The sequence below is a fragment of the Bacteroides xylanisolvens XB1A genome (assembly GCF_000210075.1).
GTDB classification, from domain to species: Bacteria; Bacteroidota; Bacteroidia; order Bacteroidales; family Bacteroidaceae; genus Bacteroides; species Bacteroides xylanisolvens.
This window is the reverse complement of record NC_021017.1, coordinates 3483296-3506348: the sequence shown is the minus strand read 5'-3', so window position 1 is coordinate 3506348 and position 23053 is coordinate 3483296. Positions and strand designations below refer to the sequence as shown.

The window sequence follows — 23053 nt, the reverse complement described above, 5'->3', positions numbered from 1 at the left end:
AGACTTCAAACAGTACGTACTGTTTTCTACACTTCATTCAGTTAAAAGCAAACTATACTTATACTTTCCTCTTTTTAAAAGCAATGAAGTACCCGGAAATTTATTATCTTTGTGTAATTGATTTATAAAACCGGAGTATATGAGCACTAAAATTTATCCCATTGGCATACAGAATTTCGAAAAGATTCGTAATGACGGCTATTTATATATTGATAAAACGGCTTTGATGTATCAAATGGTAAAAACCGGTAGTTACTATTTCTTAAGCCGCCCGCGCCGCTTCGGAAAGAGTCTGCTCATCTCTACTCTTGAAGCCTATTTTCAAGGAAAAAAGAACTGTTTACAGGACTGGCTGTAGAAAGGTTGGAAAAGGATTGGATTAAATATCCGATACTACATCTGGACCTTAATATCGAAAAATATGATACGCCGGAAAGTCTGGATAATATACTCGAAAAATCGTTGACTGCATGGGAAAAGCTCTATGGTGCCGAGCCATCCGAACGCTCATTTTCCCTGCGTTTTGCCGGTATCATAGAACGCGCCTGCAAGCAGGCAGGACAACGCGTAGTTATTTTGGTAGATGAATATGATAAGCCCATGTTGCAAGCCATCGGCAACGAAGAATTACAAAAACAATTCCGGGATACTTTAAAACCTTTCTATGGGGCACTCAAAACAATGGATGGCTATATAAAGTTTGCGTTCTTGACCGGCGTTACAAAGTTTGGCAAAGTCAGTGTGTTTAGCGACTTGAATAATTTGGATGACATCTCAATGCGAAAAGATTATGTTGAAATCTGCGGTGTCAGCGATCAGGAGCTTCATGAAAACTTAGATATCGAACTTCATGAGTTTGCAGAGACGCAAGGTTTGTCGTATGACAAGCTCTGTACAAAACTAAAAGAATATTATGATGGCTATCATTTTACACATAATTCTATCGGTATATATAATCCGTTTAGTCTGCTCAACGCTTTCAAATATAAAGAATTCGGCAGTTATTGGTTTGAGACGGGGACACCTACCTATCTGGTTAAGTTACTAAAAAAGCATCATTATGATCTGGAACGGATGGCACACGAAGAAACTGATGCACAAGTACTGAATAGCATCGACTCCGAATCAACCAACCCGATTCCAGTGATTTACCAAAGCGGATACCTCACCATTAAAGGATATGACGAACGTTTTGGCATATACCGTTTAGGTTTCCCCAACCGTGAAGTAGAAGAAGGATTCATTCGTTTTCTACTTCCTTTTTATGCAAATGTGAATAAGGTAGAATCCCCGTTTGAGATTCAAAAGTTTGTCCATGAAATAGAGATAGGTGATTATGATTCTTTCTTCCGCCGCCTTCAGAGTTTCTTCGCCGATACGACTTACGAAGTTATCCGAAATCAGGAATTACATTATGAGAACGTGCTTTTCATTGTTTTCAAATTGGTTGGTTTCTATACCAAAGTGGAATACCACACCAATAACGGACGTGTAGATCTCATTCTGCAAACAGACAAATTCATTTATATTATGGAATTCAAGCTAAACGGAACAGCAGAAGAGGCTTTGCAGCAGATTAACAACAAACGCTATGCGCTGCCTTTCGAAGCGGATGGACGCAAACTATTCAAGATAGGAATTAACTTCAGTGAGAAAACCCGTAATATCGAGAAATGGGTGGTAGCATCCTGAAGTATACCCTGCCTTGACAAAGAGACTGTTATTATTAACGTGGTGATCTTATTCCAATCCCGGCCACGCTTTTGTTGAATACGTAGCCTCAAGCGCATTTTCTAAATTATCATTCAGATTCGGAAAGAAATCAATTCCTGTCTTTTTTTCCAGTTCGTCTATTGATAATGCATAATCAACTAACTTTGTTGATTTCGGAGTGTCGGTATGCTCCATCCAAAAAGCGATCGCTTTGAATGAATCTCCTTTTTTAAACAACAAAGCCATATAATAATATCTAGGAATGGGCTTGCTACGGTCGTTACTAATATATCCTCTGATCTGATCTTCCTTATCAATCGTTCCTCCTTTTACTACATACAAAGTATCTGAAGCTGTACAGCTACGCCCCCATGATTGCACTTGTCCCTCCAAAGTCAACCAAATGCCTGTATTAAATTTATTTCGTTGAGGACTCATATTAGTGTAATAAAAAGTCTGTTCATTTACCTCACGTGAATAAAGTCTGTCGGCGGAAGCACAAAGATGTCCTCTGTCATAACCTTGTTTTCCAAAATCTGCTTGTACACGTTGATACTGTGAACCAATAGCTGGATCAGCATCAAAAGGCTCATCACTACGTGATACATTTTGCTGTTTTGTTTGATTGTCAAACCGGAATGCAATCCAACGGGAATGTTTCTTACTCTTATCGTATTCCATACTGAAAGAGGTTACTTTCTGCCCATTGAATGTGGTATAATGAGTTACAAACACATCGTTTGCACCATTACGAAGGGCAGGGAGTTCTACGATGCCGGTGGCAAAATTATTGGAGTTGTTGTTTTCATCTTTATCACAAGCAGCTAAAAGCAAACACAAACAAGCTACCCACACATTAATTCCTCTATACTTCATTTCCTTCTTCCTAAACATTAAATTATAATTAATCATCAAAAGATGAAAAGCTGCCACTCTTGTGGAGGGCAGCTTTCTTGTATCTTACAACTATTTTTTATTTCCCCACCTCTGTAATACTAGTTGGAGATTTCAATCCAGGAGTACTAAAATAGTTTTCCAAATTAGCCTGAATAATAACCTGTTTTCCAAGCTTGTCTGGATTCGTTTTCAATGCCCACGCTGTACGGATAGCCCCAGAAGGCAGCTGTACAGGAACCAGTTTATTAACTTCTGTCTCACCTTGTTTGTCAGCAACTACAATATTAGTATCTACACTAAAATTAGATGTTTGAATTTTACTCATCGCACCATCTGCAGCACCAACAATATAAGCCTTTACATAAAAAGGACCTTTCCGAGTACTATTAAGTGTTATTACATCTGCAGCAGAATATGGATGTGCTTCTGTTCCATCAGCATCACCCGGTTCAGGATCAGGTTCTTCCACACCTCCTACAATACCTCCATCTTCAGTTTTTAAACTAACATCGTCTACTAACAAATCTTTTCCTGGATTTCCCGAATTCATGATAACCAAGCATATCTTTTGTTCTCCACTTAAAGTAAATGTAAAGCTTTTCGTAACCCAATCTTCATTAGATATACCATTTACATAATCAGCATCATATACATAACTTCCAGCTTTACCAGTCTCATCAACAGGAACATAGCCTAAACGAGCACTTGCTATATCTGCTGTAGCAGCCTTAAAATAAGCAGAGAACATATAAGTACCAGCTTTTAATGTCATTTCTGCGCTACCAAGCCGCTTATTACTTGATGAAACTCCCTTTACTAAAACAGAATACGTACCACTCCGTTTATCAGTAGACTGTTCAAGAGTCGCATTACCAGCTGTAGATGTAGACTTCCAACCTATCGGATATCCATCTGCCCAGTTTTCAAATCCTCCATTAGTTAATAACTCTGTACCTTCTCCCGGGGTTTCTCCACCACCTTGGCCTTTTCCTGCTTGAATATCATCTAAACGATAGCTTAAAGCTTCTGTGCTACTTGTACTAGTATATTTGAATCCAACAAAACCCGTTTGTCCTGCATAACTATCCAACTTAGCTTCCAATGGCACCCATGTGTTATCAGTTGTAGGCATCCCATCAATTGTCAGCTTACTAGATTCCATCTTACCATTCACTAATTTCAAGAAGTAAACTTCCAAATTAGAATTAGCAGCTGCTGTTGCATAATTATAAACCGCACACTTGAAAGAGACAGTCTTATCTGCGATTTCATCAACCTTAAAAGCCGGAGTTACGAACCAACATTCAAAATTACTACCTGAAGCATTGTAAGAAGTAGCCTGAATATATTTATCTGTATTATTAAAGATTTTTCCTTGCCAACGTCTGCCACCAGTAACAGCTACATTATACCAGTTTGTCAAAAGATAATCGTTATTATTTACTGCATCATCAAAAGTAGCAGAGAATGAGTTCACAGGATTAGAATCATCCAGTCCGAGAGGATTATCCGGATCTGTTTCACCACTTCCACCAACATCTTTACCATCTAATGTCGCTGCAGTTGTACTCTTCACTCCTGGAAATCCATAGAATTTTTCCAATGAACCCTGGATAGCAAGAATATGTCCCAAATTAGTGGCATTTTCTGCAAGGTTTAATTTCGAATACAGCTCTGTTCCAGAACTTAATTGCACGCAAACACAATTCTTTACATTTGTCTCTGTTGCACTAGCAGCTATCAACAGATTATTTTTAGCTGTAAATGGTGCTGCAAATTTTGCACTTCCAGAAGGATCTTCGTAATTTTCTACAGTACCCACAATATATCCTTGCACCCAAGCAATTGTACCGTCTTGTTTCTGTTGTGCTGCTTCTATGCTATATGGATTTTCTTTCGTACCATCACCCGTCAATCCCGGAACATCACCTTCTCCCAATATATCATAAGGAGCCGGTACATCACTACATGAACTAAATGTGAACACCGCAAGCAGTGTCAAGAATAAAGCATTTAGAATCTTTTTCATAATTATATGTGTTAATTGAATTAATTATTTCGTTTGATATCGCTTAAAGTACGAACAACAACCTCCCACTGGTTATTGTAACGCAACAAAATACCTGTAATATTTACACTACCTTGCGGCATTACTTCCATTGAAAAGTTTGCATAAGCACTGGTATAAAGGAATAGATTACTTCCACTCTGCGTTCCGTCAGCATAAGTGAAATAACGTTTTACCGAACCTTCATCTCCTGGAGCATAAGTCGCTGTTCCATCTGCTTCGGAAAGTTTTATATCTTTGAAAGTAACCAGTACCGGAGCTTCTTTCAAGTCTATAGCAGCAAGATCAGCTGGAGTAGTAATTTCAATCGGTGTTAGTTCTGGATAGTATAATTTAGGTTCATTAATCAGACGTACATGTTGTTTCCACACATATTCCGGCATACGGCCTACAGAATTATTATATACTGTTCCGATCTGTGCCTGTTTACGATAGCTACCTATCTGCAAACCCTTACAGTCGATTACCACTTTCTGTCCTACCGAGCAGAATGCATACAATCCGGTTGCATTAACACCAATAACGATAGCACCTGTCTCATCTGCTACCACCAGCTTCTTATATAAGTTCCCACTTTCGTCATCGCAGGTAATCACTCCTTCAATGCGCGTTTCACCTTCGATAGTGGTATAGGTATCTTTACTTGTATCAATGAAATCATTGTATTTCTCTTTCAGCGCAGCTATTGAAATGGTGCGTCCTTCCGGGATTGAATTATTGCCATAAGCATTTCCCGTCACCGGATCATCATAGTTCTCACAGGAAGTGAGACCTGCGCCACATAGCAGCAATCCGGTACATAATATAGATAGTAATTTCTTCATAATTGTTTCTTCCTTTCTTATTGTTTTGGATTGATAACTACACATTCTTAAAATCTATAACCAATGTTCAAGAAAGCGTTGAACGGGAATGCGTAGAAATACTTAGAGTTCTTAGAAAACTTGTAAACACGTGCGTCACCGTCTTTGTAATTATCATCACGGTTCTGTTCGAAACCACCTGTACGCAAATCTGTATTGTTCAAGATATTAGTCAAACTCAAATTAAGGCTAATGCTCTTTCCATTGCGTAAACGAATGTATTTTCCGATGGAAGCATCCAACATAAATCCACCATCCAGTTTCTCCTGACCCGGTACATGGAGAACCGGATTTCCATTAGCATCTACGCCGGCACCATTTTTATCCAATACGCTGCCAAGACGACGATAGCTTGAGAAATCGATATATACACGATCATAATAGTTTCCGGTCAAATTGAAGAACCAACCTTTTACGTTATAATCCAAAGCAAGGCTATAAGCAGAAAGCGGAGTACCATTAGCACGCATACCTTTAGCATAAACACGATCGAGGTTTGACTCATTCTCACTTTCATATGTCAATACAGCATCCGGATTATTGGTGTATTTAGCTTCACTCCAAGTACCGATAGCCGTCAATGAAAGTTCACTTGTCAACTTAAAGGTAGCCGCTGCTTCTATTCCCCAATGTTCCTTTTCAATGCCATTCATAGAAAGATAAGTGAAACGTGCTTCGCTATCATTATAAAAAGCATCCATTTCTACCTGATTCTGGAAGCGAGTGTAATAACCAGTCAAACGTCCCATCACCCATGGAGTGTTGAAGTTATAAGTCAAATCACCACCAATGATGCGCTCTGTTTTCAAGTCTCTCACAAAGTCATTCTTAATACGTGGAGCAATAAAAGAGTTATAGGCCAACGGTGCACGTTCTTCATATCCGGCATTCAACGTGAAAGAATGGTTACCATTGATAGCCCAATTCAAACCGGCTTTTATACCTCCTTCAAGGAATTTAGCCGTACCGCTGCTACCAAGTGATTTCAACGGAGCACGTCCGTTTCTCATCAATCCATCGCGGAACATCTGTGTAGATCCTATCTTACCGGAAGCAAAATAGTTTAATGACCCGCCATTGTTACCCTGATAACGCACCCATGCACTCTGCTTATTCACATAGATGTTATAATCATAACCAAATTTATCACCTTCACCAATACGGCGGTTAGGATTATCAAGATCATTTTGCACCATACTGGAACTAGCTCCATGATCGCGCACTGCAAATTTGTCGACGTCAGTATAAAGCTGTCCGCCCAGCAAATCCTTCATTTTTTTATAATGCATACCTTTGGTTGTATTCACGGCAACTCCCGCAATGTAGCTGTTGTGTTCATTCCATTGATGATTGAATACCGAACTAAAGTTGAAAGCCAACTGATCATCATGACGTTCTTCTACATAATAAAGTGTCTCTTTACCTAATGCATTCGCCTGTTTATTGGCAAAATAAAGAGCATCCCAATCTAACTGACGATAAGCTTTATTATTTTTCCAATTATCTGTAACTTCATTAAACTGCTGCAATTCATCGGCAGTAGGAACAGATTCCCATACATCAAAGATTGAGCTAGGCAACTTTTTATAATAATCCGGGCGTGGATCGGCCGCATTACCATTCCAGCCTAGAGCACTTTTCCCATAGTTAGAATATTTGAATCCGGCACTTGTCACTAATTTCTTATTATCATCAATAGTGAAATTCCATGAAGCAATAGCCGATGGTTCGAACTGACGTACAATACGTGCATTTCGTTTTTCTCCATTCTGATATCCCCAGTTCGGATTATAATAATGACTGTTCGCTAAATAATAAGCTTCTTCGGTTGCCGCCATTTGCTGTCCTCTCTCTGTCGGTGTTCCCCAAGTTGCCAAAGAGAGACTATGGCGTTCGTTGAATACTTTCTCCGCACCGAGGAAGTAAGAAAAAGAATTATATTTGATTCCTTCAATATTTCCCTCATTACCCCAGCGATAACCTAATGATCCGGTAAATGCCCAACCATTGTTCATCAGACCTGTAGAATAAGTATACATTCCACGCAAAATGTAGTTGCGGTTACTACCTGACAGTGTTAGTTTTGAGCCAGCCGCATATTGGCTGGCACGTAAATTGATATTGGTGGCACCTCCTATCGCACCAAAAGTAAAGTTGTTAAATTCAAAAGGACCGATCCCTTCCTTATTACGGGTAGCATCGTTCAATCCTCCTATTAATCCGTAGCTGAAACGTCCTGTTTCTGCATCATTAAACTGTACCCCATTGATATACATGTCACTGTACTGGGAATCATATCCCCTTACACGAAATCTCATTGGGCTAAACAGATAACCTACATTTGACAGATAAACATCATTGTTAGAAGTGACCAATGCAGATGTGCTCTGTGCTGCATCATCATCCTCATTCAATTGTGATTCTGTAAACATGAAAGAAGCATTGTCCTCACGGGCGTTTTGCTTTGCCTTTTGCTGCGCAAAAAGTGCTGGCATTAAGCAAAATAGCACGATCGCTAACCCTAGTCGTTGTTTCATAATTTAATTTATATTAATGTTAATTGGTCTTTCATTTTGCAACATAAAAGAAATATGTTGTTACGCAAAATAACAAAGAATTTTATATATAACAATGTTTTTTGCAAAAAAAGTAACTAGCAAGGGTGGTTTTTCCGTTTTCTTTTTAGATATTTGTCATACAAATGACAAATTACCCACTTTTAAAATCAATTTTAAAGATGAAAAAAAGCTTAATGACTTTAGGTGTACTCGCTCTTTTTGTCCTCATGGCCTACGGACAAGAAAAGAAATTTGCCCTCTACAGTGTAGCGTTCTACAATATGGAGAATTTGTTTGACACCATTCATGATGAAGGTAAGAATGACTACGAGTATCTTCCTAACGGTACTAATCAGTGGAATACGATGAAGTATAAGGCTAAGCTGAAAAACATGTCGGAAATATTAAGTATGTTAAGTACCGACAAGTTACCAATGGGTCCCGCCATTATCGGCGTTTCTGAAATCGAAAATTACAGAGTATTGGAGGACATACTGAAACAACCTGCTTTAGCGGACAGAGGGTACCAATATGTTCACTACGAAGGAGCAGACCAACGTGGTGTGGACTGTGCTTTCTTCTATAATCCCAAATTGTTTGAACTGACAAATAGTAAACTCGTACCTTATGTATATATCAATGATACGGTGCATAAGACACGTGGTTTCCTGATTGCCAGCGGTAATATCGCAGGTGAGAAAATGCACTTTATCGTCAATCACTGGCCTTCGAGAGCAGCTACTTCTCCGGCGCGTGAACGCGCAGGGGAGCAGGTTAGAGCGATCAAAGACTCACTGTTAAAGGAAGACTCCGCAGCCAAAATTGTCATTATGGGAGACATGAATGACGACCCGATGGATAAAAGTATGGCTGTAGCGCTTGGAGCTAAACGGAAACCTGCTGATGTAGGACCTACGGACTTGTACAATCCTTGGTGGGATACTTTGAAAAAAGGATACGGAACTCTGATGTACAAAGGCAAATGGAATTTGTTCGATCAAATTGTATTCACCGGGAATTTGTTGGGCACTGACCGTAGTACACTGAAATTCTATAAACATGAAATCTTCTGCCGTGATTTTATGTTCCAAAAAGAGGGGAAATACAAAGGTTATCCTAAACGGACGCAAGCAGGTGGTGTATGGCTAAACGGATATAGCGATCACTTGCCTACTATTATTTATCTAATCAAAGAAGTGAAATGACAAAAGCATTATTTAGACTATTCATCCTATTCATAACCTGTAGCACTGCAATCTCATGTAGTGAACAGGATTCGCCTGACCTTCCGGACAATCCGGGCAATACCAATCAAGGAATTGCCTCTATTGACCAAACGCAAATCAATGCAAATGGAGGCGGATTTATCATCCGTGTAAAAGCTGATGGCACATGGCAGGCTTCAAGCAGTGAGACTTGGTGTACATTGAGTAGAGCATCGGGCAATGGAAATGGCTCTATCAGTGGATATATGAAAGCAAATACCGGAGCTGAACGAAGTGTCATTATTACAATCATAGCGGGGAAAGAAAAAGCAGAGTTTGCACTCAAACAATTAGCAGGCAATGGCTCAAATCCGGATCCAGACCCGGAAAAACCTTCGGGATATGCAGGGAGGATTGAAATTCCAGCTTTGCGTTCTGGAAATATGTATAAGTTCATCACGCACACTACTAAAGAGAATAACAAAGAGATTATTACTTATAGCTATGAGTATGATTGTAACAAAATGCATTCTCGTTGGGTCGCATGCACTTTTAGCACTGCCACTTCTGACAAAGATGCAGGAAGAAATGAGAACTTTACAGAAGATCTTTCATTACCTCCAGCATACAGACTTGGAGAAAAAGCTTTTTCTGGTTCTAACTACAGTAGAGGACATTTAATAGCTTCCGAAGACAGACAATATTCAGTAGCAGCCAACAAAAAAACATTCTACATGTCAAATATGAGTCCACAAATTCAAGATGGATTCAACGGAGGTATTTGGCTAAATTTAGAAAGACAAGTTCAAAGTAAAGGCTATAGCATTACTAATTCAAAAGATACATTATATGTAGTAAAAGGGGGAACAATTAGGGATGACCAGATACTAAAATATATATCTGATGGCTCTCATAATATAGCCGTTCCCAAATACTATTTTATGGCACTGTTATCCCTTAAAGATGGAAAATATTCTGCCATAGGGTATTGGTTTGAGCATAAATCTTATAATAGTAAAGAACCCTTTTCTAAATATGAGGTTACTATAGACGAGTTAGAAGCTAATACGGATATTGATTTTTTCCCTAATCTTCCTTCCGACATAGAAAAAGACGTAGAAAAGAGTAAAGACAACTGGAAATGGTAACAAGTCATACCACTACTTAAAGATATTCAACAAATATCTCACTTTGAATTTAAATGAAGAGTAAATTTTCTTTTTAATGATATTTACTCTTCATTTTTTATCCATTTCACTTTATCGAGTATAGTCGATAAAAACACATCTATTTTATCTATTATATTCGATAAAATAGTAAATTACTTGAATTGGACCAATGAAAAACGATCAATTGCTCCCTTTTCTTAAATATAAAAGAACAGCAACAAAACGAGATTACAAGCAATTACCACACCGAATCCTCCCAAAATCCAAGGACGAAGTTTACTCCCCTTCCCTGCAAAGAATAAAGCATAGAACATATTTACCATTATATTGCTAATGATAGCCTGCATACTACAAGCAGTAATTATCAATGCAGCCACACTGCCTGTATTTTGCAACAAGTTTAATATAAAAGGAGTTATATCACTAAAACCGGAAACAAAAGACAAGAGATTTAATCCGCCTGTGCCCGCATACACTAACGTATAGTGAGTTAAGAAAGTGAATATCACAAAGAGTACGGCAAAAATCAAAGCAACTTTAAATTCCAACGGGTTGCTACTATCATCCTCTTCTGTTTCAGCAGGCTGGTCTTCCGGTCGTTTTTGTCGGGAGTGGATAAACCAGGCAACAATAGCCGCCACCACCGCCATAGTCAACAGATACGGATAAATAGACAGGAAGATTTCTCTACTGAAAATAAGTATCAGTATCATAAATCGCAGAAACATCATGCTGACAGCCAGCAGCATGGCAGCAACATAATCAGTAGCTTCCTGTTCAGAGGCTTTTCGGCTTTTACGGGCAAGTACCGAGATCGTAGCCGTACTGCTGTATAATCCACCAATAATACCGGAAACTAACGTTCCGGATTCATGGAATACATACCTTTTTAATAGATAAGAGAGATAGGAAATGCCGGATACTACTACCGTTGCCAACCAGATAGAATAAGGAGTAAGATTAATATCCGGAATCAGATTCTTATGCGGAAGCATCGGTAATATGATACCGCTGATAGCCAAGAACTTGGCTAACGTAATCATTTCATCATTCTTCATCCGTTGCGCAAACTCCGTAAAAGTATGTTTGAGTTCAGTCAGCAGAAGCACAGTCACAACTACCATAACATAAAACCAGGAAGGTTGGGTAGCTACGATAGGAGCCATACAATAAGTAATCAGGGCAATAATGATGGTAGTTACACCAAAAACATGAAATTGTGATTGCTTTACATAATAGTTTAATCCCAACAGCAATCCCAATACCGCTCCACCTCCCATAAACAGACGCATATCCGTAGGGTCTAAGATATAAAGCAAGTAACCCAGTATACCAATAAAGGTAAAAGTGCGGTCGGTTCCGAAAAGAGTAGTTTCCCCCTCACGCTTCAGACTGATTCGACGTTGCGAAAGTCCGATTAATAAAGAAAACAAGGTTACTAAAACAAAAGTAACCAATTCACGCGGCACATAACTGTACAACTGTTCCATATCCATATACTGCTCTCTTTTTTATATAAGAACAAATATACGGTTTATTTGTTAACGCTCACCACGTTTTATACGGTTTTTTCATTAGCTGTGAGTTATAGTAGCGTATGTCGCCCGTTACCTCCTCACCGATAAAGTCGGGTTTTACAAAAGCCTCATCTTCCGATTCCAACTCTACTTCTGCCACAATAAGTCCTTCATTCTCACCATAAAACTCGTCGACTTCAAATACATGTTTGCCACTACGTACCAAATAACGGGTCTTGTCAATAATCCCCGGTTCGCAAAGCCTCATCAATTCTTCTGCTTCTGATAAGGCCAGCTCCTTTTCCCATTCATAACGACTGGTACCGGAAGCATTAGAAGCTCCCTTTATTGTCAGATAACCTTTTTCATCCCGAATACGAACCCGGACAGTACGCCCGCGAGCACTACTGATATACCCCTGCACAATATGACTCTGCGCAAAAGCCGAAGACTTGAATTCACCGATAACTAAAAATTTACGTTCTATTTCCTGTGCCATGGCACAAAGATAAATTAAAAATTGAGAATTAAAAAATGATAGTTTGATACCTCACATCATGTATCAGAAAACTACAATTCTTAATTCTCAATTTTCAAGTCTCTATTTATTTCAGAATCTCGTCATGAACTCAATCACGATTTTGTCCCGTTCCGATTCTTTTGGAACGCCGGAGTTCTTATAGAAATATTTCTCGAAGTTCAGTCGGAGGTCGGCAATGAAAGCTTTGGAAAGACTTAATGTGATTCCGCCTGTCACACGATGTCGGGCATAATCATTTATAATCAAAGCTTTTGTCGTTTCATCCATCTTACCATCACTATGATCGGTCATCATATCATAGCGAGCCAGGAAGGAGATTTTATTGAATACTTTCTTTAATGGTAAATCGTAATTAATAAAACTATTCACCGCATGAACATCTTTAAATGCTTCGTGACCGTACATTTTATATAAATATTCCGCCTCAATATGAAAACGGTCATTCTGATAATAGACACCGGCATCGTACATATTAATCCGCACATTTTCCGGTTTTATCATTTGGGTGCTAAGTGTCAGATTCCAGTTCTTATTAGGCAGTAACTGCGCTTTTATGGAGTAATTCAGCGTTTTATGCCATTCTTTCTGATTTGTCAGACCGGAGCCGTTAAACAATCCCCCTTCAAGAATAAATGGGAAACCGTCTTTATTCGTATAACCAGCCGTCAAACCGACATCACGCACATTTCCTACTTGCTTGGCAATGAATGAACGGTTGGCAAAATACTGCTGATGTGGTGAGCGGTGAGCATCTATCGTGAAAGGAACGCGCATCTGACCGATCGTAAAATTCAGGTCTTTCACCGGAAAAACACGTGCATACGCATCAAGCATCTTGATAGAGCCTTCATCGGAAAGGTCGATTTCCGCTTTATAAGCAACTATCGGATGCACATTTCCCGAAACACTGAAGCGTGCATTACGTACTTCAAAACGGCTTTCACTTGTTTCTGTCTGGTATTCGTACTTTCCCCGGATTGTTCCGTGAATCTCCGGCAGATAATCCTTAAACTCCATGGTCTGTTTATCCAGCATCTTACCATCCCCTGCATCTTCTTTTGCCTGTCCAAAGGCCATTGTCGCCAGCAAAAGCATAACGACGGTTGTTCTGATTCTACTCATTTCAGTTGTCTGCTACTAAATTCACGGCAAAAGTACAACTGTGAGGATACACGGAGATGACAAATTAACTACGGGAAAATGACAGAAAAGTTACATTTATATTACAGAGAACACAAATGCATTACAAAACAAAGAGTTCGCCACAAATTACGCAGATTAACACAGATCGGATTTGATATTCATCCTATCAATAACCAAACAATCTGGGTTAACCGTATAATTTGTGGCGAACTTATCAGCCGAAAAAGGAAAATGCGATCAGCATAATCAATGCCAAAATAATTAATGAGACGAACACTATTTTGACAACCTTCTGGGCTTGTTCTTCTTCTTTCTTACTAATTGCTACTTTTTTCTTCACCTTACCCATAATAGTTAGCTTTAAAGTTCAACGCTAACAAAGTAAGTACAAATCTATTAACTTTCCAAAAATAATTCTTGCTAATTTTATTTTTTATGATTCTTGTGAAGAAAACTCCATCAGATAAGCTTTGATAAAGCCATCTATTTTGCCATCCATCACACCGTTCACATCCGAAGTCTGATAGTTGGTACGATGATCTTTCACGCGACGGTCATCAAATACGTAGCTACGGATCTGTGAACCCCACTCGATCTTCTTCTTACCGGCTTCCACTTTCGCCTGTTCTGCCATACGATGCTGCAATTCCTTATCATACAAGATGGAACGTAGTTGACGCATTGCATTCTCACGGTTCTTCGGCTGGTCACGGGTTTCGGTATTTTCAATCAGAATTTCTTCTTCCTCACCGGTATAAGGATCTTTGTATTGATAACGCAAACGGACACCGGATTCTACCTTATTTACATTCTGTCCACCGGCACCACCGCTTCGGAATGTATCCCAAGAGATGTTGGCAGGCAAAATATTTACCTCGATACTGTCATCCACCAGCGGAGTAACGAATACAGAAGCAAAGGAAGTCATACGTTTACCTTGCGCATTGTACGGAGAAACACGAACCAGGCGGTGCACACCGTTCTCTCCCTTCAAATAACCGTATGCAAAATCACCTTCAATATTGATAGTACAGGTTTTGATTCCGGCTTCGTCACCTTCCTGAAGGTTGGCAATGGTAGCTTTATAACCGTTGGTCTCGGCATAACGCAGATACATACGCATCAGCATAGAAGCCCAGTCCTGACTTTCCGTACCACCGGCACCTGAATTGATTTTCAACACACAATCCATCTGGTCGGCTTCGTCACGAAGCATATTTTTGAGTTCGAGTGCCTCTACCGCTTCACTAGCTTTGGCGTAAGCAGCGTCCACATCTTCCTCGGTCACCAGTTCTTCTTTATAGAAATCAAATGCCAGTTCAAGTTCATCTGCCAATGTCTTGAGTTCGTTGTAGCCTTCAATCCACTTTTGCAGGTCTTTCACCAATTTCATTTGAGCTTCGGCCTTCTTCTGGTCATCCCAAAATCCCGGAGCTTGTGTTCTTAATTGCTCTTCTTCGACTTGAATTTTCTTCCCGTCGATGTCAAAGATACCTCCTCAACGCATCAGTGCGCTCTTTCACGTCTTTAAGTTGTTCAATAGTAATCATTTGATTTACAATTTTATTATTTACAAAATTCAGATATCGGGGGACAAAGATAAGCAAAAATCTGCTACCTTTGTTTTTGTTATTAAAATGTTGTCATATTATGAACAAACTATTGAAACTTTCTTGCTTGTCACTCTTCCTGACATAATATCTGGGTACTTCGGACATGACACCGGAGGAACTGAAAAGTGAATTCTATCGCTTGGCTTGTACTTTCTACGTATCTCCGGGCAACGAACGTACGTATGTCGTACTCTCCGGACTGAATGAGAATATGCCGGAATCGGAGGCTGCATTCAAACTGGCTAAAGACGGATTAACGAACCGCCTGCGTACCAAACGTATCATCAAAGGTGACATCATCTGGAGTTATATCAATGCACAGGACCTAGGCCAAAACGTAGACCCACGTATCAAGCTCTACAATGATATACAGAACATGACGCTGAAAGACATTGCCGATTTCCAAAAGCAATGGGTAAAAGGACGCACGTATGTTTATTGCATTCTGGGAGATAAGAAGGATTTGGAACTGGATAAGCTGAAAGCTGTAGGTCTTATTGAAGAATTGACGCAGGAGCAGATTTTCGGATACTAAAAAGGAACGAATAAACTAAGTCTGTCCTCTAAATAAGTTTATACTATCAAAATCAAGAAGTTTTTCTTTATAAGGAATTTGTAAAAATGAAAACAATACAAACTAATTAGGGAGATGTACTTATAAATAATAAACGGTGAACAACTCTGCCAATTGCACAGATTTTGTTCACCGTTTTATTGTTTGCGACTTATCGTTTACGGTTTACCGTTTCATATTTAACGTTCACCGTCCATCTCTTATTTCTCATTTTCTTCGTACATCTTTTCAATCTGCTCACTATAATTCTTGGCAACTACCGACCGTTTCAATTTCAACGTATTAGTCAGTTCTCCACGTTCCATACTGAACGGTTCGGGAAGCAGAGTGAAACGTTTGATTTGCTCATAGTGTGCAAACTGCTGTTGGAGTGTATCAATCCGTGCACGGAACAATCCTACAATCTTCGGATGTTTCAACAGTTCCTCCATATCTTTGTATTTAATGCCTTTTTCTTCCGCATACTCTTTCACAAACCCATATACAGGAACAATCAGAGCGGAAACAAACTTACGCTGATCGGCAATAATGGCAATCTGGTCAATATAACGGTCAATAACCAATTTCGTTTCCAAAGCTTGCGGAGCAACATATTTACCGTTCGATGTTTTGAACAGGTCTTTAATGCGTTCCGTCAGGAAAAGCTGGCCATTTTTAAAGTAACCGGCATCACCTGTATGGAACCAGCCATCGGGTTCAATGGCAGCAGCTGTAGCTTCTGCTTTCTTATAATAACCTTTGGTAATCGTCTTTCCCCGAAGAAGAATTTCATTGTCTTCACCGATTTTCACTTCAATTCCCGGAAGTACAACACCTACTGAACCGATATCATAGCCAACCGGCAATGTACAAGATACAGTGGCCGTCGATTCCGTCAAACCATATCCTACCACCATATTGATTCCTACCGAATGGACAAATTCATTGATTTCATCGGGAACGGCAGCACCGGCAGTCGGGAAAAAGTTACCGTTCTCAATACCGATTGTTTTTTTCAGTAGAGAGTAGATTGTCTTTTCGTAGAATTTATATTTCAGTTGATTCATCACCGGAGGAGTCTTACCCAAACGCAGATAATCCAGATTATGGATTCTACCTACCCGGATAGCATCCAGCATCAGTGCTTTCTTCAACCCTGCTGTTTCGTTAATTTTCTCCTGTACACCTGCATATACTTTCTCCCAGAAACGGGGAACACTACACATCAGTGTCGGACGAATTTCCTTAATCGTTGTCTGAATATCCGCCGGACGGAGATTGATACAAATCTGCACTCCTTTATGAATACAGAGATAACACCATGCTTTCTCAAACACGTGTGTCAAGGGGAGGAAGTTCATAGATACATCCTTATCCGACATGGTCGTCAAACGGTCATCGTGTGTATGAAACTGTTCCAGATAACAGGAATGATGAAGCATGACGCCCTTCGGTTCACCCGTTGTGCCGGATGTATAGAGAATGTTTGCCAAGTCATCGTATGAAGCCCGTTCGGTACGCTCTTCTACCGTATCATTGTGAGGTAATCCCTCTCCCATCGCCATAAACTCATCAAAATAGATAGACGATACGTCGCGGGGATCTTTCACTACCGAACGGTCAAAAATAATCAGTTGTTGCAGAGAGGTACAGAAACCAAAGATGCTGAAAGCAGCATCATACTGGTATTGCTCGCCTACAAAAAGGAAACGAATCTGCGCATCATTAATGATATATTGCGCCTGCGCAGGTGAACTCGTTGCATAAAACGGAATAGTAACAGCCCGATTGGCAAACGCGCCAAAGTCGACATAGAACCATTCGGGTTTATTTTGTGAAAATATACCGATATTCTCTTGTTCTTCTACTCCCAATGCCACGAAAGCATTAGCTGCTTGCCGTACTGATCCGGAGAACTGCTTCCATGAAATAGGAATCCATTGAGCTGTCTCATAGTCACGGTATTTTAAGGCTACCTTGTCGCCATATTTTTCGGCCTGACGATGGACCAGGACAGATAAATGATGATAAGTCATACTCTTTGTATTAGTAAATATGGTACAAAGGTATTGGTTTTACTTCATTTAGGCAACATTAATCCAAGAGTTTTGCAACGAACATTATGAATCAGATATTTGGCAATAAAAACCAAACGATTATAAACCAAACTATGCCAGCAAAGTATACTTCATCTTTACCGGCATAGTATAAATTACACTCTACTGTAAATTAGGAAAAATAATCATATTCCCTAACTCCTATCGATACAATCGTATTTCAGCACATAATGCATTCACAGACTCACCATTAGAGAAATTATCCAGTACATGCACTGTCAGATATCGCAGTTTTACAGGCGAATAAAAAGCTATTTCCCAAGGAGTATGATCAGAAGGCATCCCTGTTGTGCATGTCGCTATACCTATGCGCGTCAAATTATCCGGATCATCCCCACCTAATAATTCCACTTTTGAATAATCCAAATTCCATGCTCCCCAATAACCAGCAGGAGTAATTGAAAGCCCTATAATTTCCTGAGGCTCATGCATATGAAATGGTATTTTAGCATTTGGATAGTCAATATAACTCATTAGGAATGTGTTCATGTCATCATCACTTAAATCTTGTGTAGGAAGGCCATATCCTCCAATCACATCATAAGAAGTAACATCAATCATTGTTTTATCTTTCAAACTACCATTCACATCTATATTCGTGATTTCCTTATTCACTTTCCATAAATATGTACTATAATTTTCACTTATCTCAACTGCATCAGTAGTTACCAAAGACAAAGCCACCATTCCACTCTCAGCAAGTTCCTTAAGTGAACCAGATTCCTCATCAAGCGTGAAGGATATCATCTCCCCACTTTCAAGTTCTCCCTTTTTGATGGTAACCGTTTGATTCAGAAAGGAGATTGCGTCTTCTCCCAACCATGTTACGTCATCCTCTCCAGCATCCGATACCGAATTCTCCACTTTCATCGAAAAAAACAAATCCTGGGGAGCAGCATTGGTCAATTGCACCCGGAGATCCACCTGTTCGGAACCCGCAATCAAATCCCCTCCGTTTCCTGCCTGCACAACTGTAGATTCCATATAATTCTTGGGATAAAAACAACGGTTGTCAATAAATGCTTTGACAATGTCACCACTGTTTCCTTCCGGGAAAAGAGTGCTTCCCACTTCCCGTTCACTTTCACATGCAACAAACCACAATGGCAAAAGCAATACCATCGAAGTTATGATATTCTTCTTTATTGATTTCATGATATTTCAGTTATAATACATTATTTAATTGTTAGCATTGAGGCGAACATTATCTCTCCATTCAACAGGATCATTACACCATGCCTCATTTCCATTTCCTGTAGCATCGGTAAACCTGTCACCTTTTCCTTCATTGAATTTAAAATAAGCAAACAATGCATTGGAATGAGGATCGGTCGCATACAAGTTGTTGGCTATTTCCCGCTGAGATAAAGCCCGCTTCCATAAGCGGAATTCGCTCATCTGAACATCTGCTTTCAAATATTCGGCATTTCCAATTTTACATTTCGTTTTACTGAGATTGGTCACTTTACCCGGTACATCTATCGAATTATCCAATTTTCCGTCAACATACAGATACAACTTGCTGCTTGTACACACCCAAGCTATCTGATACCATTTATTCTCTTCAAACAACGTTGCACTGTTCATCTGTAAGCCCTGAGTCTTTATCTGCAAACGATTTCCTTCAATGGGGGCATCACCAAAACGAGTATAAATCTGCCCATCCGATTCGCCCAAACTGCTTGAACCATCAAAAAGGGCCTGATTATTCAATTCCCCAACCTTCTTCCCAAGTTTGCTCATATTGACACAGAACTCTAAAGTCCATTCACTTAAAGATAAATCTTCAACCAAACTGAAAGTAGCATTATGTCTAGAGTTGAAAACCGGGACTGAAGTCACAATGGCCGGATCAAGTAAATAAAGTATAGTACTTCCAGGTTTCAAGACCTCTGCCGCGCCATCTTTACTCTGAAGTGTCAAAGCAATGGCGTATTTATTTCCGCTATCTTTCATTTCCTGCGTCAAGGGAAGAATTTCCAATCCTGACGATTCCGAAAGAACCTCCCCCTGCTTTATCACAGCCTCTTTCCCCTTAAAATTATACTGTTCGGCAGGAAGAAATTTATAGGATGTATAATTAACTTCATTATACTTTGCCAATAATTCAGCATCTTCCACAAACTCAAAGTTATAGTCTTTCTCTGCCGGATCGGAAAGACGCACATTCAAATTGGCTGTCACCAAATCTTGATCAATAAACACTTTTAATGCAGTATTCGGATTCGTACCAGTTTGTGAAATATAGGCCTGATTATGTAACACCGAATATTCGGCATTATCACAACCGACAAACAGACATGTAAAGAATAATAGTCCGATTATATTTTGTTTTAATAAATATCTGTTCATTTTTTATTCGTTTTTATTTACTTAATACTTGGATTCTGAATTTGTATGGCTTTACGCAACGCCGGATAAGTTTCGCTCCCTTGTGCATTCACTTTATACTCATATTCCATATGGTAAGTTCCTACACCGCCTTTGCGATATTGTATGCCACCAACCGACGGATTCCAATAAGCAAAACCACTAAGTGAATTTATCTCCGTGCCGTCAGGAAGTATAAAAGCCGCCCCACCAGTCTTGGCATGATCCTCAAAATTCTCACAGATAATAATCTTTTTCGCAATCTCTCCAGCTGTCGCCACATCTTTAAAGTGGGCATACTGTTTGTCGAAGCGAGCATCCAGCCGACTGTTGTCTTGCTTATAATAAGTTGTATACGTTTGCAGAATCAGATAATCAAAATGGTGAAACAGCTCAGCAGGCAGTGCATCCGGTTCACCATCCACAACCAGCATTTTTCCCGTACCAGACTTCGGGCCGACTCTCTTCGACATCGTTTCCACAAACTTCGCGATTACTTGACCGTTATTTTGCCAAAGTTCCTTATTGGTAGGAAACGGATGCTGTACATTCGGTTCAGCATCGAAATCGAACCCATCATAATTATACTTTTCGATCGTATCACACAAGGCGTTCGCATATTTCTCCACTGCAACCAACCGATTCTCCAGTGAATAGTCCCACCCCCAAAACTTATGTCTCCAGTCTTCTATAGATGTACCATTGTCTATTTCCTCCTGTGGCATCGGCGGTGTAATCTGGTCGCCAATATCAAGCACCAGGAAACAGAACAATACCTTCGTTCCCTTTTTTTCTTGCACATAACGTAAATCTTCCATCATAGCAGGTGACGGATTCTTCCAGTTTCCCCACAATGACACAAAATCTACACTATCCGGCAATCCTTTTAAGGAATTCTCATAAGAGGCACCGGTTCCCGTCCAGTTACCATACCATCCGAACGCAACCGGATGATCACTCTTTTTATATTCACGCAGACGGGCATAATAAGCCTCATCCTTATTAGATATAGTCAGATTCGCAGGATCTTTAATTTCCGTATCCAACCAATCATCACAGGCCGTCAAAGCAAATGATATTCCTAAAATTCCAAAGAAATATTTATATAATCGTTTCATTTTTATAGCTTTTTACATTTAGATTTCTTACTTGTTACCGCCATTTTGCCACCACATCCTTGCAGCATAATCATCTTTCCCGCCTAACATTTCAACAGCTTTCCGATAATTTTCCTGATTATTGCCATTCATCTCTCTCGGATCAAACGGAATACGATTCGGCACATCCAGATCGTATCCATTGGTGGACTGAGCCACAGGAAATACGCAAGGATAACCGGTACGACGTATTTCATTCCATCCTTCCTGACCATCAGGAAACAAAGCAATCCATTTCTGTACAATCAGCCTTTCCATTTTTCTTTCGGGGGAATCATTATCATCCCACTTCACCGTGATTGTACTGACAGGTGCATGATTGCCTCCATATCCATCCGCAGCATCATAATAATACTCTTGTGTGTTTTCCGAATTTTCCAAGTAGTAATATTCCTGGCCGGCCACCCCCCATTGTTCAAACGACAAACGAACCGCCTGATTATAAAGCGCACCGGGAGTTCCTCCCATATCCCAACCTAACATCGCACCTTCAGCCCGGCAAAATGTCATCTCGGCAGCCGTCATCCACATTCCCCTTGAGTCTTCCTCAATATTGGCAGCAGAATATTTTTTCATAGCAAGGTCCTTATTGGTCACGTTGGCACCTGCACGGCAACCCACAACCGAACGTCTACCATATTCTTCCGTATTTTTAAAATACTGATAAATACGCGGGTCGCCAAAACCATTCATATAACTTTCCAAATCGGCACAGGCACGACTGTCTCCCCAGTCGACAGAAGTCTTATACTGTCCATTGGGAATATATGTTATAGCGCAATTGTCCTCGTTCTGTTCAATAACTCCCGCTTTATACGCTTCCACAGCAATTCGCTGAGCTTCATCCTGATTGACAAATCGCATGCGGATGGCCATACGCAACTTCAACGAGTTTGCAAATTTACACCATTGATTCATTTTACCTCCATACACCTTATCCGCATCCGCTTTCAAAACCAATCCCGGATTCGTCTCCACCAAAGGAGTTATGATGGAAATTGCTTTATCCAGAGTCTCTATGAGATGGCTATACACTTTCTCTTGAGAAGAATAAGCATTGGCATCTTCTTCCACCCCAATAGGAAGAGGACCGTATGTATCAGTAAAACGCAACATTAACTGCGCACGTAAAATTAATGCCAATGCATACATGGGGCCCTCTTCTTGTGTGAGGACAGCCACAGCATTAAATGAAGACGTCGCTTTGGCAAACACGTCCCGCCACGGTACGATTTTCCAATCGTCCGATGCATTAAAACAAGTATAATTCTTCACCGAAAAATCCGGCTTCACATAAGTCATGTAACGCCCCAAATAATTACCAATAAGATCTTCCGTATTTTGATAAGTATTCTCCTGTTCAGGAAAAGCAAAGTTCTGCAACTCTGTGATAAAAGAGGAAACCGCATAGTCGTCTCGTCCAAGCTCTTCCAACGAAGTCTCATGTCCCGGACGGTTAGCATCCTCAAACCCCGCAGTACAAGAGGTAATCCCGAATAGAACAAATGAACCGATCAACCAACTTCTCACTATATTTATTTTCTTCATCATCTTTCTTTTTTTTAAGTT

At 39.9% G+C, this 23053-nt stretch carries 17 protein-coding genes and 2 pseudogenes; 5 read left to right on the top strand and 14 right to left on the bottom strand.

The genetic code is table 11. The features are described from left to right. Nucleotides 1-139: 139 nt before the first annotated feature. Both BXY_RS23880 and BXY_RS23930 read left to right on the top strand, forming a co-directional pair. Nucleotides 140-687 (top strand): annotated as a pseudogene (locus BXY_RS23880) (AAA family ATPase); the annotation flags it as partial. Beyond that, nucleotides 682-1692 (top strand): PD-(D/E)XK nuclease domain-containing protein, encoded by a 1011-nt coding sequence (locus BXY_RS23930; protein ID WP_457851321.1) that lies wholly within the window; start codon nucleotides 682-684, stop codon nucleotides 1690-1692. The pseudogene BXY_RS23880 and the gene BXY_RS23930, both read left to right, overlap by 6 nt. A gap of 48 nt (nucleotides 1693-1740) precedes the next feature. On the opposite strand, the gene BXY_RS13665 is transcribed toward BXY_RS23930, so the two are convergent. The 4 genes from BXY_RS13665 to BXY_RS13650 all read right to left on the bottom strand — a co-directional run bounded on the left by BXY_RS13665 (nucleotide 1741) and on the right by BXY_RS13650 (nucleotide 8078). After that, nucleotides 1741-2589: a DNA/RNA non-specific endonuclease gene (locus tag BXY_RS13665; protein WP_032842026.1), complete on the bottom strand. Its 849-nt coding sequence runs from the start codon at nucleotides 2587-2589 to the stop codon at nucleotides 1741-1743. 97 nt (nucleotides 2590-2686) lie between these two features. Then, the gene (locus BXY_RS13660; RefSeq protein ID WP_004313873.1) at nucleotides 2687-4639 is read right to left on the bottom strand and encodes a DUF6359 domain-containing protein; all 1953 of its coding nucleotides are present in this window, start codon (nucleotides 4637-4639) and stop codon (nucleotides 2687-2689) included. A 20-nt stretch (nucleotides 4640-4659) separates the two neighbouring features. Next, nucleotides 4660-5502, bottom strand: a complete 843-nt coding sequence (locus BXY_RS13655; RefSeq protein ID WP_149951169.1) for a DUF5689 domain-containing protein — start codon at nucleotides 5500-5502, stop codon at nucleotides 4660-4662. Between the two features lie 47 nt (nucleotides 5503-5549). Beyond that, nucleotides 5550-8078 (bottom strand): TonB-dependent receptor, encoded by a 2529-nt coding sequence (locus tag BXY_RS13650; protein WP_149951167.1) that lies wholly within the window; start codon nucleotides 8076-8078, stop codon nucleotides 5550-5552. A 200-nt stretch (nucleotides 8079-8278) separates the two neighbouring features. Between BXY_RS13650 and BXY_RS13645 the strand changes: the two genes are divergently transcribed. Continuing rightward, on the top strand, nucleotides 8279-9304 hold the full coding sequence (locus tag BXY_RS13645; RefSeq protein WP_015532204.1) for an endonuclease/exonuclease/phosphatase family protein: 1026 nt from the start codon (nucleotides 8279-8281) through the stop codon (nucleotides 9302-9304). After that, nucleotides 9301-10452: a DNA/RNA non-specific endonuclease gene (locus tag BXY_RS13640; protein ID WP_015532203.1), complete on the top strand. Its 1152-nt coding sequence runs from the start codon at nucleotides 9301-9303 to the stop codon at nucleotides 10450-10452. Before BXY_RS13645 ends, BXY_RS13640 begins: the two co-directional genes overlap by 4 nt. A gap of 218 nt (nucleotides 10453-10670) precedes the next feature. On the opposite strand, the gene BXY_RS13635 is transcribed toward BXY_RS13640, so the two are convergent. The 5 genes from BXY_RS13635 to prfB all read right to left on the bottom strand — a co-directional run bounded on the left by BXY_RS13635 (nucleotide 10671) and on the right by prfB (nucleotide 15224). After that, nucleotides 10671-11963, bottom strand: a complete 1293-nt coding sequence (locus BXY_RS13635) for an MgtC/SapB family protein (RefSeq protein ID WP_008776007.1) — start codon at nucleotides 11961-11963, stop codon at nucleotides 10671-10673. A gap of 58 nt (nucleotides 11964-12021) precedes the next feature. Further along, on the bottom strand, nucleotides 12022-12489 hold the full coding sequence (locus BXY_RS13630) for a CYTH domain-containing protein (protein ID WP_004305204.1): 468 nt from the start codon (nucleotides 12487-12489) through the stop codon (nucleotides 12022-12024). Nucleotides 12490-12600: 111 nt separating this feature from the next. Then, nucleotides 12601-13653, bottom strand: coding sequence for a porin (locus BXY_RS13625; RefSeq protein ID WP_008770408.1), 1053 nt, complete (start codon nucleotides 13651-13653; stop codon nucleotides 12601-12603). Nucleotides 13654-13888: 235 nt separating this feature from the next. Further along, nucleotides 13889-14023, bottom strand: coding sequence for a hypothetical protein (locus tag BXY_RS23735; RefSeq protein ID WP_004299554.1), 135 nt, complete (start codon nucleotides 14021-14023; stop codon nucleotides 13889-13891). An 84-nt stretch (nucleotides 14024-14107) separates the two neighbouring features. Further along, a protein-coding gene (gene prfB / locus BXY_RS13620) for a peptide chain release factor 2 (protein ID WP_117683141.1) occupies nucleotides 14108-15224 on the bottom strand; the annotation gives its coding sequence in 2 pieces (ribosomal slippage) (nucleotides 14108-15160 and nucleotides 15162-15224; 1116 coding nt in all). A gap of 271 nt (nucleotides 15225-15495) precedes the next feature. On the opposite strand from prfB, the pseudogene BXY_RS13615 reads away from it, so the two are divergent. Next, nucleotides 15496-15822: pseudogene (locus BXY_RS13615) on the top strand (insulinase family protein); the annotation flags it as partial. A 239-nt stretch (nucleotides 15823-16061) separates the two neighbouring features. Here the strand turns inward: BXY_RS13615 and BXY_RS13610 are convergent. The 5 genes from BXY_RS13610 to BXY_RS13590 form a co-directional block, all read right to left on the bottom strand. Next, entirely contained in the window at nucleotides 16062-17876 is a 1815-nt protein-coding gene (locus BXY_RS13610) for an AMP-dependent synthetase/ligase (protein ID WP_015532200.1), read from the bottom strand. Nucleotides 17877-18098: 222 nt separating this feature from the next. After that, a complete protein-coding gene (locus BXY_RS13605) occupies nucleotides 18099-19112 on the bottom strand; it encodes a discoidin/SUN/FTP domain-containing protein (RefSeq protein WP_009039753.1) in 1014 nt (337 codons plus the stop codon). 24 nt (nucleotides 19113-19136) lie between these two features. Next, nucleotides 19137-20309, bottom strand: a complete 1173-nt coding sequence (locus tag BXY_RS13600; protein WP_009039752.1) for a DUF1735 and LamG domain-containing protein — start codon at nucleotides 20307-20309, stop codon at nucleotides 19137-19139. 17 nt (nucleotides 20310-20326) lie between these two features. Then, the gene (locus BXY_RS13595) at nucleotides 20327-21445 is read right to left on the bottom strand and encodes a glycoside hydrolase family 18 (protein WP_009039751.1); all 1119 of its coding nucleotides are present in this window, start codon (nucleotides 21443-21445) and stop codon (nucleotides 20327-20329) included. Nucleotides 21446-21472: 27 nt separating this feature from the next. Beyond that, nucleotides 21473-23032 carry a SusD/RagB family nutrient-binding outer membrane lipoprotein gene (locus BXY_RS13590; protein ID WP_004313866.1) on the bottom strand — a complete coding sequence of 520 codons (1560 nt, stop codon included), beginning with the start codon at nucleotides 23030-23032 and terminating at the stop codon, nucleotides 21473-21475. Between the last annotated feature and the right edge of the window lie 21 nt (nucleotides 23033-23053).